This is a genomic window from Amycolatopsis sp. NPDC004169 (assembly GCF_040610315.1).
GTDB lineage: Bacteria > Actinomycetota > Actinomycetes > Mycobacteriales > Pseudonocardiaceae > Amycolatopsis.
Map to the genome: position 1 here is coordinate 46,177 of NZ_JBEXMD010000027.1, position 17,296 is coordinate 63,472.

Consider the following 17,296-nt stretch of genomic DNA (forward strand, 5'->3'; position numbering starts at 1 on the left):
GGTGGGGTCATGGCCGATCCCGAGCTCGTCCGATACACCCTCGACAACGGTCTGCGGGTGGTTCTCGCCCCCGACGCGACCGCGCCGGTGGTCGGCGTCAGCGTGCACTACGACGTGGGTTTCCGCTCCGAGCCGGAGGGGCGCACCGGTTTCGCGCACCTCTTCGAGCACCTGATGTTCCAGGGCTCGGAGAGCCTGGAGAAACTCGCGCACTTCCGGCACGTGCAGTCCAGCGGCGGGACCTTCAACGGGTCCACCCACCCGGACTACACCGACTACTTCGAGGTGCTCCCGAGCGCCGCGCTGGAGCGGGCGCTGTTCCTCGAGGCCGACCGCATGCGCGCGCCCAAGCTGACCGCGGAGAACCTGGCGAACCAGATCGACGTCGTCAAGGAGGAGATCCGGCTCAACGTGCTGAACCGGCCCTACGGCGGGTTCCCGTGGATCACCCTGCCGCCGGTGCTGTACTCGACGTTCCCCAACGCCCACAATGGCTACGGCGGCTTCGAGGACCTCGAAAGCGCCACGGTCGACGACTGCGCGGCGTTCTTCGACACCTACTACTCGCCGGCGAACGCCGTGCTCACGGTGGCGGGTGACTTCGAGGTGGACAACGCCAAGAAGCTGATCGAGGAGCACTTCGGCGACGTCCCGCACCGGCCGGCGCCGGAGCGGCCGTCGTTCGCCGAGCCGCTGCCGACCACCGAGCTGCGCGGCGAGGTCGAGGACGCGCACGCCCCGCTGCCCGCGCTGGGCATCGGGTACCGGATGCCGGACCCGATCAACGATGTCGACAGCTACCTGGCCTACCTGGTCCTGGCCGGCGTGCTCACCGACGGCGACGGCTCCCGCCTGCAGCAGCGGCTGGTGCACAAGGAGCCCCTGGTCGTCGACATCGGGGCGGGCGCCGGGCTGTTCGGCCCGTTCGAGGCACGTGACCCGGACACGTTCACCATCACCCTGATCCACCCGCACGAGGTGCCCCGCGAGCGCGTGCTCGCCGCGCTGGACGACGAGCTGGAGAAGCTCGCCGAGACCCCGCCGAGCGAGGAGGAGCTGCGCAAGGTCACCGCCCGCTGGACGGCGAGCCTGCACTCCGAGCACGACAGGCTGGTGTCGCGGACCCTGGCCCTCGGCTCGTTCGAACTGCTCTACGGCGACGCGTCGCTGGTGTACCGGCTCGCGGACCGGATGTCCGCCGTCACCGCGGAGGCCGTGTCGGCGGCGGCGAAGGCGCTGCGCCCGGACGCGCGCGCCGTGCTGGTGGTCAAGCCCGCTTCGGAAGGGAACAACGAGCAGTGACTTCAGCAACGCACCGCAGCGCCGAGGAGATCGGCCGCACCGCGCGGGGACCGCGGCCGCTGCCGCCGCTCGGGGAGCAGCGGGCCGCCGCCGACCTGTCCCATGTGGACACGACGCTGGCGAACGGCCTGCGCGTGCTGGCCGTGCGCAAGGCGACCGTGCCGCTGGTCGAGGCCCGGCTGTGGATCCCGTTCGCGGGCGACGACGCCCTGCACCCGGCCACGGCCGAGGTGCTCGCCGAGACGATCCTGACCGGCACGGCGCGGCGCAACCGCATCGAGATCGACGCCGAACTGGCGCTCATCGGCGGCGACATCGGCGCCGGTGTCGACCCGGAACGCCTGGTGCTCACCGGGTCCGCGCTGGCCGACAAGCTGCCGACGTTCCTCGACGTCCTCGGCGACGTCCTCACCGGGGCGACCTACGCCGACGAGGAGATCGCGCGCGAGAAGGAGCGGCTGGTCGAGCGGATCGCCGTCTCGCGCACGCAGCCGCGCACGATCGCGCGGGAGGCGCTGCAGAAGCACCGCTACGGCGACCACCCGGCCACGCGCGAGGTCCCGAAGGCCGAAGACGTCGCGGTCGTGACGCCCGAGCAGGTCCGGGCGCTGCACCAGGCGTCGGTGCTGCCGCGGGGCTCGGTCATGGTGCTGGTCGGCGACCTCGACCCGGACGGCGTCATCGGGGAGCTGGAGAAGGTGCTCGGCGGCTGGGCGTCGGACCGCTCCGCCGTGCGGCTGCCGCCGCTGCCGGACCTGACCGGGCCGAGCGTGCTGCTGGTGCCGCGCGCGGGTGCGGTGCAGTCGCAGATCCGGCTGTCGGCGCAGACGGTCCCGCGCACCGACCCGGGCTACGCGGCGCTGCAGCTGGCGAACCTGGCCTACGGCGGGTACTTCTCGTCGCGGCTGGTGGAGAACATCCGCGAGAACAAGGGGTACACCTACTCCGCGCACTCCGGGTTCGAGTTCACCGACGGCACGGCGGTGGTCAACGTCGACGCGGACACCGCGACCGACGCGACGGCCCCGGCGCTGCTGGAGACCCGCTACGAGCTGGGCCGCCTCGGCCAGGTCCCGCCGTCCGGCGACGAGCTGGAGTCGGTGCGGCAGTACGCGATCGGTTCGCTGCTGACGTCGACGTCGTCGCAGTCCGGGCTGGCCGGGCAGGTGCTGGCGCTGGCCTCGACCGGGCTGGGCCTGGAGTGGCTGAACGAGCACCCGGCGCGCGTGGCCGCGGTGACCGCTGAGGACGTGGCGGAGGCGGCGCTGAAGTACTTCGCGCCCAAGCGGTTCACGGGCGTGGTGGTCGGCGACGCGACGGTGCTGGAGCGCAAACTCCTGGCGCTCGGCGACGTCGTCGTTGGCGAGCCGGCCTGATGTCCGTCCCGTTCACCCTCGGTGCCCTGCCGACCCTGTCCCGGTCCACAGTGGACCGCCAGGAAGGCTTGCGCACCAACCCTTCGCGGCTGATCGCCCGCTGGCCTGACGCCCGGGTCGTCCTCCTGGACGACGCCGGGCGCACCCCGGTGGCCGAGGGCGCGTCGACCCTGGCGTTCCGCAAGGCGATCGACTTCGGCTCGGCGCCCCCGGAAGACGCGGTGTTCCTCGGCGAGTGGCAGGACGTCGACTACTGGTCACTGCCGGGCGGACCGTCGGGCTCGGCCGACACCGTGAAGATGGCCGGGAGCTGGGGTTTCGTCGAGGAGGTCCCGCGAGCGGACGGCGAGGTCTGGGTCGAGCTGCGCGGCTACGGGGACATCCTGGACGACACGTCGGCCGGCCTGTTCACGACGGCGCAGGCGTTGCGCTTCTGGCGCCGCCAGGCGAAGTTCTGCACGAGGTGCGGAAGCCCGACGGAGCTGATCCAGTTCGGCTGGGCGAGCAGGTGCACGAACGACGGCCGCGAGGAGTACCCGCGCACGGACCCGGCGGTGATCTGCCTGGTGCACTCGTACGAGGGAACCAACGGCTCGCACGTCCTGCTGGCCCGCCAGCCGATCTGGCCGGCGGGGCGGTATTCGGTCCTGGCGGGTTTCGTCGAGGCGGGGGAGTCCCTGGAGGCCTGCGTGGTCCGGGAGATCCGCGAAGAGGTCGGTGCCGCGGTGTCCGACGTGCGGTACCTGGGGAGCCAGCCGTGGCCGTTCCCGAGGTCGATCATGCTGGGGTTCACGGCCCGGGCGGACCGATCGCTGCCGTTGGTGCCGGCGGACGGAGAGATCGAAGAGGCGTTGTGGGTGTCGCGGGCTGAGGTGCGCGCGGCGTTCGAGAACAGCGCGGACCGGGGGTCGGGGCCGCGGCCGACGCCGATCGCAGACGGGGCGGCGGAGATCATCCTGCCGGGGAACTCGTCGATCGCCCGCGTGATGCTGAAGGCCTGGGCGGACGCGGAGGAGTGATTTACGGGTGAGGGCAGGCGTTACCGCTTGCCCTCACCACCGGTTTCACCCGATTGCTGCCGCCAACTGGCCACTCCTGCGGCTGTAGTGGCGACCGGGATTTGTGAGACCGAAGTTCCTCACAATTGGTGACCACTGGACTACCAGCGTGGCGGTGTTGCCCGCGCGAACCCGCTCGGAAGATCGACAGCGGAGGGTTGTCGAGCGAGGGGTCACCCGATGGCAGCGACCAGAAAGCATCCCGAGAACTGCGAGAAGGCGACAAGGCCCGGCTGCAAATGCGGCAACTGCAGTGGCACACTGCACGGCTGGAGCAACTGGGTCGAGATCGCACGCGAACCGGAGACGGTGCGCGCGGAGAAACGCGATTCGATCATTGACCTGCTGAAGGGTTGGTGGTCGACGAAGTACGGGGCGAAGCCGAAGACGAAGACGAAGACGAAGACGAAGACGAAGATCCACCCCAAGGAAATGACCATCGACTTGGTGCGGATCGACTGCGCCGGCTGGCTCGCGCGGAGCGCCACCGGTTCCGCTCCCGATTCCGCTCCGGTACCTCGTATCGAGTCTCGGACCGAAGCCCAGGAAGCGGTCTCCGGCCGGCTGGCTACGGCCGAGCAAGCCGGTGAACGGGCAGCTGCCGCCGAACCCGTCGGCTTGGCCGCCGGAGCCGAGGGTGCGCCGGTTGCTCACGAGCCCGACTCGGATCGGCCGGACGAGGTCGAGCAGGTCGCCACCTTCGCCCGGGCAATGGCGAAGGACATCTGGCAGGAAGTGCTCGAGGAACTCGACGGCAGTCCGGAGGAAGTCAAAGCGCTTTGCCTCCAGATGGCCCACCACGCCTGGTGCGACCTGTTCATCGGATTCGCGCAGGCTCTCGAGGCGTTCGGCAAGGTGATCGAGAAGGTCCCGGACAAGGCCAAGGAAGTCATCACCGAAGCCATCTGCAGATCCAGTAAGCAGAAGAAGCGGTCAGAACTGACCGAGCGAGTCGTGGGCATGGTCGTGGACAAGGCGTGGTCGGCGTTCAAAGCTGCCACCATCGCCCACTCGCCGTTGTTCGCTCTCCTCAGCAATGAAGAACTGCTGAGGAACCTTCGTATCATCGCGATCTTCATCTGCCCCGCACCGAACAACCACCGGGAAGTGCAGGAGCACGCCGTTGATCCGCTCCTGCGAGATGCGCGCGACTACATCTCGGGCGAAACGAAACAGTGGCTGGCGACCCAGTTCAAGCAGTGGGCGGACGGGGTGGCAAGACCGGAAGTGCCTGGCAGCCGCGAGGGGGTTGGCCGCAGCGAAGTGGCACCGCCGAAGCATCCTCCGGATGAATGAAGCTCGAAGCGTGCGGACGCGGAGGAGTGAACTGCTGAAGGCCGCCCGTCTCGGCGGCCTTCGGCGCTACTCGTAGGTCGTCGCGGCTCGCATCGCGTCCGCGACGACCTCCCAGCCGCTCCACCGGGGCTCGGCGCCCCCGATCGTGTGGTCGCCGCCGTGGTCGTTCAGCCATGCGGCCAATGCTTCGAGGTAGCGCGGGAGCGTGTCGTTCGCCCAGAAGGCGGGCACCCCGTCCGCGCAGTCCGCGGCCAGCCCGTTCACGGCGGCCACCAGCTGGTCCAGGTGCCGGGCGGCCGGGGCGGACGGGCAGTTCAGCAGGCCGCAGTCCTGGTCGGGGTCATTGTCCGGTACGCCGAAACGGTGTTTGAACGCGTAGTGGAAGCACACGAAGTGCATCTGTTCGAAGATGTCGTAGTTGTCCCGGGGCATCCGCACGGGTAAGCCGCAGCGCCGGCAGAGCTGCTGGTCGTCTTCGGACACTCCTCGAATCCTTTCTGACGATAGCCGGGTGCGGGGGCAGCCGACCGCGAAGGCGTGCGGCAGGCGCCACGAAGACCAGCATCCCCACAGCCGCAACCCGAAATCCGCTGACCAACCGCGCGCCGACCGGCGCAACTCGTTCACCGGTGCACCGTCCACCTGGCCCAACGCCCGCAAGCCGTTACCTGGCCGTTTCACCAGACCGTTGACGGCTGTGCCCCGGCTCACTACAGTCCCCGGAAACCGTCTGTAAAGTATCCTAATTAAGTCCGGAGGGACGAGTGCGAGCCGGTAGCCCGCGGATGCTGCGCGAGATCAACGATCGCGCCGCCATCGAGGTCCTCCTGCGGGAGGGGCCGCTCACGCGGGCCGAACTCGAGCTCGCCATCGGGCTCTCCAAGCCCGCCACCGCCCAGCTGCTCACCCGGCTCGAGCAGGACAACCTCGTCACGAAGGCCGGCGTGCGGGGCGGCGGCCGGGGGCCTCGGGCCCAGCTCTGGGCGGCCAACGGCGGCCTCGCCTTCGTCGCCGCCGTCGATCTCACGCCTCATCTGGCCGATTTCGTCGTGGCCGATGTCGCCGGGGTCGTGCTCGCCGAGTACCGGACCCCGCTGCCCGTGCACGCCGGTGCCGACGTCGTCGGGACCTTCGGCGAAGCACTCCAGAGGGTCGCCGAAGAAGCCGGCATCCGGAGGGAAGACCTGGCCCACGTGGTGATCGGCGCGCAGGGGGCGTTCGATCCGCGCACCGGCCTGCTCTCCTCCGCCCCGCACATCCCCGGCTGGCTGGGCTTCGACGTCCCGCAGAAGCTCAGCGACGAGCTCGGCGTCGACGTCCTCATCGAAAACGACGTCAACCTGGTCGCCGTCGAAGAGATGACCGTCGGGATGGCGCAGGACGTCGACGACTTCGTCATGGTCTGGCTGTCCGAAGGCGTCGGCGGTGCCGTCGTCATCGGGCGGCGGCTCCTGCGCGGCGCCACCGGCGGTGGCGGCGAGATCGACTGGATGCGGGTCCCCGATCCGGCCACCGTGGACACCGGGGACGTCTGGCCCGAGGCCGGCGCCCGGTTCGGCAACCTGGTCGACTCGCCCGCCATCTGCCGGCTCGCCGCCGCGCACGGCATCGAGGCCGGAACCGCCTGGGAAGCAGTGGAGAAAGCCGGGAAAGGCCACCCCTTCCTCGACGATCTCGCCAGAAGGGTCGCCGGGGGCGTCGCCAACCTCGTCGCCGTCGCCGACCCCCAGCTCGTGCTCCTCTGCGGCGACACCAGCCGGGCCGGCGGCGAAGAGTTCGCCGCGCTCGTGCAGGAGAAGCTGCACGAACTCGTCCTGCCGCGCACGCCCGTCGGCTGCGCTTCCGTGCAGGGCAACGCCGTTCGCGCGGGCGCGCTGCAGTCGGCGCTCGCCACCACCCGTGAGGACGTCTTCGGCGTCGTCACCCCCACGCTCCTCGGGTCGCGCCGGCCCGAGGGCGACAGCACCCGTTCACGACTCCAGTAGCCCAACCGATGAGGAGGAGGGCCATGCCCCCGACCACCCGGACCCGCCGTGGCGCCTTGCTGGTGGCCGCCGCCGCGGCGTCCGTCCTGCTGACCAGCGCCTGTTCCGGCGCCGCCGCCCCGAGCGGGGGTGACACGGCCGCCGCGCCCGGCAAGGACGACAAGCTCACGATCACCGTGTACTCCAAGTTCACCGACCGCGAGTACGGCGTGGTCACCGCAGGCCTGAACAAGCTCAAGGCGAAGTACCCGAACATCGAGATCAAGCACGAGGGCAACCAGGACGACGACAAGCTCACCCAGTCGATCCGCGGCGGCAATCCACCGGACGTCGCCATCTCCTTCTACACCGACAACCTGGGTGCCTGGTGCTCCACCGGCAGCTTCCAGGACCTCAAGCCCTACATCGACCGCGACAAGATCGACCTGAACCAAATCCCCGAAGCGGTCCGCAACTACACCGAGTACCAGGGCAAGCGGTGCGCGATGCCGATGCTCGCCGACGTCTACGGCTTCTACTACAACAAGGACATGTTCGCGGCGAAGGGGGTCACCTCGCCGCCGAAGACCACGGACGAGCTGCTCGAGGACGCCAAAAAGCTGACCGAGTACAACGCGGACGGCTCGATCAAGGTCGCCGGCTTCCTGCCGTCGATGCCGTTCTACGCCAACCAGGCCCAGTACTGGGCGCCGAACTTCGGCGCGCCGTTCCTCGGCCCGGACGGCAAGTCGGACCTCGCCACCAACCCCGGCTGGAAGGCGATGTTCGAGTTCCAGCAGAAGCTGATCGACGCGCTCGGCGGCCACGACAAGGTCGAGAAGTTCAAGGCCGGTCTCGGGGACGAGTACTCCGCCGACAACGGCTTCCAGAAGGGCAAGCTGGCGATGATCTACGACGGTGAGTTCCGCACCGCGTTCATCAAGGACCAGGCGCCGACCCTGAACTACGCCACCGCGCCCGCCCCGGTGCTCACCACCATGGCGGACAAGTACGGAAGTGCCTTCACCACCGGCACGATCATCGCCATCCCCAAGGGCGCCAAGAACCCCGGCGCCGCGTGGGAGCTGATCAAGCAGGTCACGCTGGACACCGACACCCTGGTGGACATGGCCAACGGCCTGAAGAACGTGCCCAGCACGAAGGCCTCGCTGACGTCGCCGCGCCTCGACCTGCAGCCGCAGTTCAAGACGTTCCTCGACATGTACGACAGCGGCAAGCTCGTCTCGAACCAGACCACGCCGATCGGTGACGCGCACCTCAAGGCGGTCAACGACTTCGCCGAGAAGTGGCAGGCCGGCTCGATCCCCGATCTGACCGCGGGCCTGCAGAAGGTCGACGCGCAGATCAACGACGAGCTGAAGCAGAAGGGCGCGGGCGGATGACCACGCTCGTCGCCAAGACCGACGGTTCCCCGTCCGCACCGGCCAAGGTGCGGGCGGGGGCCCGCCGGGCCAAGCGCCGCCGGACCGTGCTGTTCTTCATGGCCCCGGCGTTCCTCGGGTTCCTCATCTTCTTCGGCTACCCGCTGATCGCCACGGTCTACTACTCCTTCACCCGCTACGACCTGATCAACCCGCCGCAGTTCATCGGCTTCGACAACTACGTCCGGATGTTCACCAGCGAGCCGCTGGTGGGCACGGCCGCGTACAACACGCTGTGGCTGGTGGTCGTGCTGACGGTCTGCCGCGTGGTGTTCTCCCTCGGCATCGCGTCGGTGATTTCGCGGCTGAAGTCGGGCGTCGGCCTGGTCCGGACGCTCTGCTACCTGCCGACCCTCGCCCCGCCCGCGGCGGCCACGCTGGCGTTCGTCTTCGTGTTCAACCCGGAGTTCGGCCCGGTCAACCGGTTCCTGCGGCTCGTCGGCATCGACGGCGGCCTCTGGTTCAACAGCCCGGCCATGTCCAAGCCCGCGCTGACACTGCTGGCGCTGTGGGGCTCCGGCGAGCTGATGATCATCATCCTGGCCGCGCTGCTGGACGTCCCGGCCGAGCAGTACGAAGCCGCCGAGCTGGACGGCGCCGGACCGGTCCGCCGGTTCTGGCACGTCACGCTGCCGTCGATCTCGCCGGTGCTGCTGTTCGGCGTGGTCAACTCGATCATCTACGCCCTGCAGTTCTTCACCCAGGCGATCGTGGCGGCCTCGGCGAGCGCGGGCACCGCGGACGTCGCCGGCAACTCGAAGCTCATCGGGGCACCGCAGAACTCGACGCTGACCTACCCGATTTGGCTGTACGTCCAGGGTTTCCGCTACTTCAACATGGGCTACGCGGCCGCGATGGCCGTCCTGTTGTTCATCGTGAGCTCGGGCTTCACGTGGATCCTCGTGCGGCAGCTCAGGAAGTCCCAGCACCAGGAGGAGGGGGCATGAACATACCCTCGCGACAGCCTGTTCATGACCCCGACCGGGTGCGGGTGTCCCGCATGAATGGAGTGGGGGCATGACCGCACTGGCCGAAGCGCCGCAGAAGGCGGCGGGCGTACCGCCGAAGGTGCGGTTCAAGCGGAACTGGGACAAGCGGCTGTCGTTCATCGCGCTGCATTCGGTCGGCATCGCGCTCGGCGTGATCTTCATGCTGCCGCTGCTGTTCGTCTTCCTCACCGCGGTGATGAAGAGCGACCAGGCGATGACGGCGAGCCTGTGGCCGACCGAATGGCACTTCGAGAACTTCGTCAAGGTGTTCCAGAAGGCGCCGCTGCTCGAATACTTCGGCAACAGCCTGCTGTATTCGGCGCTGGCCACGGTCGGCGCGCTGCTTTCGGCGATCCCGGCCGCGTACGCGCTGTCGAAGCTCAAGTGGCGCGGGCAGAACCTGTTCTTCATGCTGACCGTGGCGGCGATGCTGCTGCCGCCGCAGGTCACCGTCGTGCCGCTGTACGACCTGTGGGTCCGGCTGGGCCTCACCGGCACGCTGGTGCCGCTGATCGTGCCGTACTTCTTCTTCGACGCGTTCTCGATCTTCCTGCTCCGGCAGTTCTTCCTGACGATTCCGAAGGACTACCTCGAAGCGGCGAAGATCGATGGCTGCAACGAGTTCCAGGCGATGTACCGCGTGCTGATCCCGATGGCCAAACCCGGGATCGCGGCCACCGCCATGTTCTGCTTCCTGTTCACCTGGAACGACTACTTCGGGCCGCTGCTCTACACCGGCGAGAACCAGGACCACTGGCCGCTTTCGCTGGCCATCGCGTCCTTCCGCGGCATGCACCACGTGGAGTGGAACATGACGATGGCGGCGACCGCGCTGATCATGGCGCCGGTGATCGTGCTGTTCGTGTTCGCGCAGAAGTCGTTCGTCAAGGGCATCACATTCACGGGGGTCAAGGGATGAAGCTGGCAGTCGTCGGTGGCGGGTCCACCTACACGCCGGAGCTGATCGACGGGATCGCCGGCCGCCGGTCGACTTTGGACGTCGACGAGATCGTGCTGGTCGACCCGGACGCCTACCGCGTCGAGGCGGTCGGCGGGTTCAGCCAGCGGATCCTTGACCACGCCGGCCACCCGGCGCGGGTGCGGACGACGCAGTCGCTGGAAGAGGGCGTCGACGGCGCTTCCGCGGTGCTGATCCAGCTGCGCGTCGGCGGGCAGCGGGCGCGGCGCTCGGACGAGACGTTCCCGCACGTCTGCGGCTGCGTCGGCCAGGAGACGACCGGCGCGGGCGGGCTGGCGAAGGCGCTGCGCACGGTCCCGGTGGTGCTCGACATCGCCGACCGCGTCCGCAAGATCGCCGGCGACGACACGTGGATCGTCAACTTCACCAACCCGGTCGGCATCGTCACGCGGGCGCTGCTCAACGAGGGGCACCGCGCGGTCGGGCTCTGCAACGTCGCCATCAACCTGCAGCGCCAGTTCGGCAAGCTGCTCGGGGTCGGCGCGGACGACGTCAAGCTCGTCCACACCGGGCTCAACCACCTGAGCTGGGAGCGCGGCGCTCTGGTGGACGGCGTCGACCGGCTGCCCGAGCTCCTCGATGAGCACCTGGAGTACCTGTCCAACGAGGTCAGCGTGCCCGAGAAGTGGTTGCGGCGGATGAACGTCGTGCCGTCGTACTACCTGAAGTACTTCTACGCGCACGACGAGCAGGTCACCAAGCAGCGCACGGAGCGGCCGCGCGCGGACGTCGTGTCCGACGTCGAGGAAGAGCTGCTGAAGATCTACCTCGACCCGGAGCAGAACACGAAGCCGGAGTCCCTGGAGAAGCGCGGCGGGGCGTACTACTCGGAGGCCGCCGTGCAGCTGGTGCACGCGCTGACCGCGGGCGGCCCGGCCGAGGAGCACGTGGTGAACGTCCGCAACGACGGCACGTTCCCCTTCCTGCCGGACGACGCCGTCATCGAGGCGCGGTCCATTGTGGACTCGAAGGGTGCGACGCCGATTCCGCAACCGGTGGTCGAGCCGCAGTTCTCAGGCCTGATCTCGGCGACGACGGCGTACGAGTTCCTGGCTTTGGAGGCAGCGCTGAAGGGTGGCCGCGACCGCGTGGCCGACGCGCTGCTGGCGCACCCGCTGGTCGGCCAGTACACGAAGGCCGACACGCTCGCCGATTCACTGGTCCAGATCAACCGCGAGTACCTGCCCTGGGCCCGCGGATGAGCGTGTCTGATTGCGCCTCCGCGGGGAAAAGTACGTCGGCGGCAGTCATCGCGATCGACGGCGGAAACAGCAAGACCGAGGTCCTGGTGATCTCGGAAGACGGCGTGGTGCTGGGCAAGTCGAGAGGCCCCGGCGCTTCGCCGCAGAACATCGGCGTCGCGGCCTGCGTCACGGCGCTGGAGGGCCTGGTGCTGGCCGCGTACCCCGATTTCGGGGAGAAGCCGTTCGCGGTGCACACTTCCGCGTACCTGGCCGGGCTGGACTTCCCGCGCGAGGAGGAGGCGCTGCACGCGGCGCTCTCGGCGCGCGGGTGGAGCGACACCCTGACGGTCGGCAACGACACCCTCGCGCTGCTCCGGGCGGGCAGCGCGGGGGTGGGTGTCGCGGTCGTCTGCGGCGCCGGGATCAACGGCGCCGGCGTCGGCCCCGACGGCCGCGTCCACCGCTTTCCCGCGCTGGGCAAGATCTCCGGCGACTGGGGCGGCGGTTACCGGCTCGGCGAGGAAGCGCTGTGGTGGGCCGTGCGCGCCGAGGACGGCCGCGGCCCGCGAACCGCGCTGATGCCCGCGGTGGCGGCCTACTTCGGCAAGCCGACGCTGCTGGACGTGGTGCAGGGCCTGCACTTCGAGGAGATCGACCCGGCGTCGATCCACGGCCTCTGCCCGCTGCTGTTCGAAGTCGCGGCGGCCGGGGACGAGGTCGCGCAGGACATCGTGACGCGGTTCGTCGAAGAGGTCAGCGTGTTCGCGGCGGTGATCCTGCGCGAGCTGGACCTGACCGAGGGCGCCCCGGAGATCGTCCTCGGCGGCGGCGTGCTGACCGGGATCGGCGCGCCGGTGATCGCGGAGATCGAGAAGCGGTGCCTGAAGGTCGCCCCGAAAGCGGTGGTCCGCGTCGTCGACGTGAACCCCGTGGTGGGCGCGGCGTTGTTCGGACTCGACGAGCTGGGCGCTCCGGAAGCCGCGAAGGCGGCTTTGAAGGCGGCCACCCAGCGCGTCTGAAGACCCTGGCGGAGCCCGTCCCGAAGCGGCGCGGGACGGGCTCCGCCAGACCCCCTTACGGCGCCGGGACGATGGTGTCGCCGGTCTCCAGCAGCGTCTTGAGGTCGGAGAGGATCCAGGCCCAGCCACCGCCGGCGTTCTCGTTCGGCGGCGCGTCGAGCCGCTCGAAGGAACCGCTGACCATCCCGGCGATCGTGGGCGCGCCGGTGACGTCGTGGGTCACGGTCAGCCGGGTCCCGGCGGTCTTGGACTCCTCGATCTCGTAGGTGAGCTTCGTGTAGGGCTCCTCGCTCACGTCCCCGGGCGCCATCAGCAGCTTCCAGGTGAGCACGAGTTTCCGCGGCGGGTCCACTTCCAGTACCTCGCCGTCGACGAGATCGCCGGTCATCCCGGCGTCGATGAACGCCTGCGTCGGGCGCGTGCGGTGCTTGCCGCCCGGGCGCAGGTCGAAGTCGACGAGCCCGGTGTAGCCGTACTTCGCCGTCCACTCGGGCTTCGTGATGGCGTCCCAGATGCGCTCCGGCGACGCCTTGATGTAGACGCGGTAGACCTGCACGGTGTCGGTCATGGTTCTTCGCCTTCCAGCTCGTTCTTGAGGTCGAGGAGCGCGGTGACGTGGCGCTCGGTGTACTTGTCGATCCACCGGTCGTGGATCTGGCGGATCGGGACGGGGTTGAGGAAGTGCCGCTTCTCCCGGCCTTCCTTCCTGGCGACGACGAGCCCGGCCTCCTCGAGGAGTTTCAGGTGTTTCATGACGCCGAAGCGGGTCATCTCCACCTGGGTCTCCAGCTCGGTGAGCGTGCGGCCGTCACGCTCGAAGAGCAGGTCGAGCAGGAACCGGCGGGTCGGATCCGCCAGCGCCTTGAACACCAGGTCGTCGTCGGGCACGTGAGCGAGAATAGGTGACCAAAAGGTCACATGTCAACGTGCGAAGAAGGCCGCCACCCGCACCGGGTGACGGCCTTCGTGGCGCGGCTAGACGATCAGCGACAGCGGCAGGATCAGCGCGATCGCCACCACGGAGATCAGCGTCTCCATCACCGACCAGCTCTTCAGCGTCTGGCCCACCGACAACCCGAAGTACTCCTTGACCAGCCAGAACCCGGCGTCGTTGACGTGCGAGAAGAACAGCGACCCGGCGCCGATCGCCAGCACCAGCAGCGCGCTGTGCGACGGGTCCATCGTCGCCGCCAGTGGGGCCACGATGCCCGCCGCCGAGACCGTGGCCACCGTGGCCGAGCCGGTGGCCAGGCGGATCGCCACCGCGACCAGCCAGCCGAGCAGCAGCGGTGAGAGGTTCGCGTCCTTGGCCAGCCCCGTGATGACGTCGCCGACGCCCGCGTCGACCAGGGTCTGCTTGAAGCCGCCGCCCGCGCCGACGATCAGGATGATCCCCGCGATCGGGCCGAGCGAGTCACCGACCACAGTGGACAGCCGGGCGCGGTCGAGGCCGGCCGGGCGGCCCAGCAGTACCATCCCCACCAGCACCGCCGCCAGCAGCGCGATCAGCGGGTCGCCGACGAAGTCCAGTACGCGGCGGGCCTGGCTGTCCTTGGCCAGCAGGATGTCCGAGAGCGCTTTCGCCAGCATGAGCACGACCGGCAGCAGCACCGTCGTGAGCGTCGCGGCGAAGCTCGGCCGCGGCTTGTCCGTGTCCGCGCGCTCCGGGATCAGCCGCTCCGGCGGCGCCGCGTCCGGGACCAGCCGGGCCGCCACGCGGGCGAACAGCGGGCCCGCGATGACCAGCGTCGGGATGCCGACGAGCAGGCCGAACGCCAGCGTGACGCCGACGTTCGCGTTCAGCGCGCCCGCCGCGGCGAGCGGGCCGGGGTGCGGCGGCACCAGGCCGTGCAGCACGGAAAGGCCGGCAACGGCCGGAATTCCCAGCAGCATCAACGGCTTCCCGGTGCGCTTGACCGCGAGCAGCACCACCGGGATCAGCATGACGAGCCCGATCTCGAAGAACATCGGCAGCCCGATCAGGGCGGCGACCAGTGCCATCGCCCACGGCAGCGCAGCGCCGCGGGCCTTGCCGAGCACGGTGTCGACGATCTGGTCGGCGCCGCCGGAGTCGGCGAGCAGCTTGCCGAGCATCGCGCCGAGGGCGATCAGGATGCCGACGGACGCGACCGTGCTGCCGACGCCGGTCGTGAAGCTCTTGAGCAGCTTGTCGACCGGCATCCCGGCGGCCAGCCCGAGCGCGAGCGAGCCGAGGACCAGTGACAGGAACGGGTGCAGCTTCACCTTCGTGATCAGCACGACGATGACGGCGATCGCGACGACGGTCGCGATGATCAGGCGGGTGTCGTGGCCGGTCCAGCCGGCGGCGAGGACGGCGTTCACGCGTGCTCCCGGAAAGCGGTCAAGGCGGCTTCGGTGATCTCTTCCGGAGTTCCGCTGGTGTTGTCGAGGACGACGCCGGACTCGTCCGGCTCGAGGGGTTCGAGGTCGGCGAGCTGCGAATCCAGCAGCGACACCGGCATGAAGTGACCCTTCCGGGTCTTCATCCGCTCGGCCAGCTGGGCCCGGTCGCCGCTGAGGTGGGCGAACCAGACGTCACCGCCGCCGCGCAGGACGTCCCGGTACCGCCGCTTGAGCGCGGACGACGTCACCACGCCGCCGGTGTCCTGGTGCGCGCGGATCCAGCCCGCGATGGCTTCGAGCCAGGGCGCGCGGTCTTCGTCCGTCAGCGGCGTACCGGCGGTCATCTTGTCGATGTTGGCCTTCGGGTGGAATGTGTCCGCTTCGGCGTACTCGACGCCGAGGGCCTCGGCGAGCGCCGTGCCGATCGTCGTCTTCCCGGAGCCTGACACCCCCATCACCACGATGACGGTCATCCGCACCTCCCACTTCGTTGTGCCCAGGTGAGTCAAACTCAAAAGTACTACTTATTCAAGATGAAGTACTACTTAATCGAATCAGACGGTTAGGTTGGCCGGGTGAAGCACGAAGAAGTCCTGGACGCGCTGGGCGCGGAGATCGCGAACGGCGCGCTGACGCCGGGCACGGTGTTGCGCTCCGAAGAGCTGCAGGAGCGTTTCGGCGCTTCGCGGACGGTGGCGCGCGAAGTCGTCCGCGTGCTGGAGACGATGCGGCTGACCAGCAGCAAGCGCCGGGTCGGGGTGATCGTCCGGGAGCAGGCGGAGTGGAACCACTACGACCCGCGGCTGATCCGCTGGCAGCTCGACGGCCAGGCCCGCCCGGCGGCCTTGGCGACGCTGAACGAGCTGCGGTCGGCGATCGAGCCGTGCGCGGCGCGGTACGCGGCCCTGCGCGCGACGCCGGAGGAGCGTGGGCGCCTGGGTGCGCTGGCGGAGCGGCTCGCGCGCACGGCCCGGGCGCGTGACCTTTCGGCGTTCCTCGGGTTCGACATCGCTTTTCACGACCAGCTGCTGACGGCGTCGCGGAACCCGATGTTCGGGCAGCTGTCGGAGATCGTGGCGGAGGTGCTCACCGGCCGGACCGGGCACGGGCTGATGCCGCCGGAGCCGCAGCCGGAGGCGGTGGCGCTGCACGCGGAGGTGGCCGCGGCGGTGGCGGCCGGGGCCGCGGACCGGGCGGAGCGGGCGATGCGGGACATCGTCGTCCAGGCGCGGGAGGAGATTGCCGCGCTGGTCAGCGGGGGTTGAGCGGGGGTTTCGTCGTCCGGGTGCGCCCTGGTCAGGAGCCCTGAAGAGGGCACTTCCGGACGCGCGGCGAGGCGGCTTCCCGGGGCGAGTAGCCTCCTCGGGTACTGGAGTTTTCTGCGGCCGGGGGGCACGGGTGAGCGCGGCGCGCGCGATCGGACTGGTGTTGGGTGTGGCGGCCGACGGCGCCCTCGGCGACGCCCGCCGTCGGCTCCCCGTGACGGCGTTCCGCCGGCTCCCGCCCCGCTCGGGTGCCCTGGTCACGGCGGCCGCCGTGGCCGGCGGCGCGCTGCTGGAGCGGGCGAGCCGGGGCCGTCCGCTGCTGCAGGCCACGGCGACGGCGGTGACGACCTGGGCGGTCCTCGGCGCGGCCGGCCTGGCCCAGCAGGGCACGGAACTGGCCCGCGACCTCGAGGAATGCCGGTTCGAGCCGGCCAGGGCGACCCTGTCCGAACTGGACCCCCGGGTGGCGGACGGCCTCGGCGCGATCGCGCTGTCCCGCGCCTCGGTGGAGACGCTCGCGGAGAACACGTCCGACGCGGTGGTGGCCCCGCTGGTGTGGGGCGCGCTGGCGGGTGTGCCGGGGCTGCTGGGAGCGCGGGCGGTGAGCCTGCTGCGCCGGGCGCGGGTCGGCCGCCGCGGTCACTGGGCGGTGGACCGCGCGGACGAGCTGGTCCACCTGGTGCCGACCCGCGTGGCGGCGGCGTTGACGGTGCTGGCGGCCCCGGTGGTCGGCGGCTCGGCGGGCGGCGCCTGGCGGGCCTGGCGGCGCGACACGATCGCCCACCCGAGCCCGAACGCGGGCCGCGTCGAGGCGGCCTTCGCGGGCGCACTGGAGATCCGGGTCGGCGGGCGGACGGTGTACCCGCACGGGATCCTCGAGCTGCCGGTGCTGGGCGTGGGCCGCAACCCGGACGCAGGACACGTGACGCGCGCGGTGGAGCTGTCCCGCGTGGTCGGCTGGCTGGCGGGCGCGACCTCGATGGTGGTGGCCGTGCTGACCGGCTTCCGGCGCGGCTGACGTGTAACCCCTCCCCGTATCGACCAGCGTAGGCAACGCT

General features: G+C 69.9%; 17 protein-coding genes. 12 read left to right on the forward strand and 5 right to left on the reverse strand.

The genetic code is table 11. The features are described 5' to 3' along the window. The first annotated feature begins 9 nt into the window (after nucleotides 1-9). The 4 genes from ABZX11_RS30760 to ABZX11_RS30775 all read left to right on the forward strand — a co-directional run bounded on the left by ABZX11_RS30760 (nucleotide 10) and on the right by ABZX11_RS30775 (nucleotide 5,032). The gene (locus ABZX11_RS30760; RefSeq protein WP_176172895.1) at nucleotides 10-1,302 is read left to right on the forward strand and encodes a pitrilysin family protein; all 1,293 of its coding nucleotides are present in this window, start codon (nucleotides 10-12) and stop codon (nucleotides 1,300-1,302) included. Next, the gene (locus ABZX11_RS30765) at nucleotides 1,299-2,678 is read left to right on the forward strand and encodes a pitrilysin family protein (protein WP_354919448.1); all 1,380 of its coding nucleotides are present in this window, start codon (nucleotides 1,299-1,301) and stop codon (nucleotides 2,676-2,678) included. The genes ABZX11_RS30760 and ABZX11_RS30765 overlap by 4 nt, the downstream gene beginning before the upstream one ends. Then, nucleotides 2,678-3,697 (forward strand): NAD(+) diphosphatase, encoded by a 1,020-nt coding sequence (nudC, locus tag ABZX11_RS30770; protein WP_354919451.1) that lies wholly within the window; start codon nucleotides 2,678-2,680, stop codon nucleotides 3,695-3,697. The genes ABZX11_RS30765 and nudC overlap by 1 nt, the downstream gene beginning before the upstream one ends. A 219-nt stretch (nucleotides 3,698-3,916) precedes the next feature. After that, nucleotides 3,917-5,032: a hypothetical protein gene (locus ABZX11_RS30775; RefSeq protein WP_354919454.1), complete on the forward strand. Its 1,116-nt coding sequence runs from the start codon at nucleotides 3,917-3,919 to the stop codon at nucleotides 5,030-5,032. Between the two features lie 66 nt (nucleotides 5,033-5,098). Here ABZX11_RS30775 and ABZX11_RS30780 read toward each other — a convergent pair whose 3' ends face one another. Then, a complete protein-coding gene (locus ABZX11_RS30780) occupies nucleotides 5,099-5,515 on the reverse strand; it encodes a hypothetical protein (protein ID WP_354919457.1) in 417 nt (138 codons plus the stop codon). A gap of 302 nt (nucleotides 5,516-5,817) precedes the next feature. On the opposite strand from ABZX11_RS30780, the gene ABZX11_RS30785 reads away from it, so the two are divergent. The 6 genes from ABZX11_RS30785 to ABZX11_RS30810 all read left to right on the forward strand — a co-directional run bounded on the left by ABZX11_RS30785 (nucleotide 5,818) and on the right by ABZX11_RS30810 (nucleotide 12,609). Next, a complete protein-coding gene (locus tag ABZX11_RS30785; protein WP_176177931.1) occupies nucleotides 5,818-7,017 on the forward strand; it encodes an ROK family transcriptional regulator in 1,200 nt (399 codons plus the stop codon). Between the two features lie 23 nt (nucleotides 7,018-7,040). After that, nucleotides 7,041-8,399: an extracellular solute-binding protein gene (locus ABZX11_RS30790; RefSeq protein ID WP_176172892.1), complete on the forward strand. Its 1,359-nt coding sequence runs from the start codon at nucleotides 7,041-7,043 to the stop codon at nucleotides 8,397-8,399. Then, complete coding sequence (locus ABZX11_RS30795) at nucleotides 8,396-9,385, forward strand: sugar ABC transporter permease (protein WP_176172891.1); 990 nt, start codon at nucleotides 8,396-8,398, stop codon at nucleotides 9,383-9,385. The genes ABZX11_RS30790 and ABZX11_RS30795 overlap by 4 nt, the downstream gene beginning before the upstream one ends. Before the next feature lie 70 nt (nucleotides 9,386-9,455). After that, the gene (locus tag ABZX11_RS30800) at nucleotides 9,456-10,346 is read left to right on the forward strand and encodes a carbohydrate ABC transporter permease (RefSeq protein ID WP_354919461.1); all 891 of its coding nucleotides are present in this window, start codon (nucleotides 9,456-9,458) and stop codon (nucleotides 10,344-10,346) included. Further along, nucleotides 10,343-11,608, forward strand: coding sequence for a 6-phospho-beta-glucosidase (locus ABZX11_RS30805; protein ID WP_354919464.1), 1,266 nt, complete (start codon nucleotides 10,343-10,345; stop codon nucleotides 11,606-11,608). The genes ABZX11_RS30800 and ABZX11_RS30805 overlap by 4 nt, the downstream gene beginning before the upstream one ends. Continuing rightward, complete coding sequence (locus ABZX11_RS30810; protein WP_354919467.1) at nucleotides 11,605-12,609, forward strand: BadF/BadG/BcrA/BcrD ATPase family protein; 1,005 nt, start codon at nucleotides 11,605-11,607, stop codon at nucleotides 12,607-12,609. The genes ABZX11_RS30805 and ABZX11_RS30810 overlap by 4 nt, the downstream gene beginning before the upstream one ends. Before the next feature lie 55 nt (nucleotides 12,610-12,664). On the opposite strand, the gene ABZX11_RS30815 is transcribed toward ABZX11_RS30810, so the two are convergent. The 4 genes from ABZX11_RS30815 to ABZX11_RS30830 all read right to left on the reverse strand — a co-directional run bounded on the left by ABZX11_RS30815 (nucleotide 12,665) and on the right by ABZX11_RS30830 (nucleotide 15,446). Continuing rightward, nucleotides 12,665-13,177: an SRPBCC domain-containing protein gene (locus tag ABZX11_RS30815; RefSeq protein WP_176172887.1), complete on the reverse strand. Its 513-nt coding sequence runs from the start codon at nucleotides 13,175-13,177 to the stop codon at nucleotides 12,665-12,667. After that, on the reverse strand, nucleotides 13,174-13,497 hold the full coding sequence (locus tag ABZX11_RS30820; RefSeq protein WP_003092533.1) for a metalloregulator ArsR/SmtB family transcription factor: 324 nt from the start codon (nucleotides 13,495-13,497) through the stop codon (nucleotides 13,174-13,176). The genes ABZX11_RS30815 and ABZX11_RS30820 overlap by 4 nt, the downstream gene beginning before the upstream one ends. An 87-nt stretch (nucleotides 13,498-13,584) precedes the next feature. Then, entirely contained in the window at nucleotides 13,585-14,952 is a 1,368-nt protein-coding gene (locus ABZX11_RS30825; protein WP_354919471.1) for a gluconate:H+ symporter, read from the reverse strand. Continuing rightward, nucleotides 14,949-15,446 (reverse strand): gluconokinase, encoded by a 498-nt coding sequence (locus tag ABZX11_RS30830; protein WP_176172884.1) that lies wholly within the window; start codon nucleotides 15,444-15,446, stop codon nucleotides 14,949-14,951. Before ABZX11_RS30830 ends, ABZX11_RS30825 begins: the two co-directional genes overlap by 4 nt. 102 nt (nucleotides 15,447-15,548) lie before the next feature. On the opposite strand from ABZX11_RS30830, the gene ABZX11_RS30835 reads away from it, so the two are divergent. Further along, nucleotides 15,549-16,238, forward strand: coding sequence for an FCD domain-containing protein (locus ABZX11_RS30835; RefSeq protein ID WP_176172883.1), 690 nt, complete (start codon nucleotides 15,549-15,551; stop codon nucleotides 16,236-16,238). A 133-nt stretch (nucleotides 16,239-16,371) separates the two neighbouring features. Then, nucleotides 16,372-17,256: a cobalamin biosynthesis protein gene (locus ABZX11_RS30840; RefSeq protein WP_354919476.1), complete on the forward strand. Its 885-nt coding sequence runs from the start codon at nucleotides 16,372-16,374 to the stop codon at nucleotides 17,254-17,256. Nucleotides 17,257-17,296 lie beyond the last annotated feature (40 nt).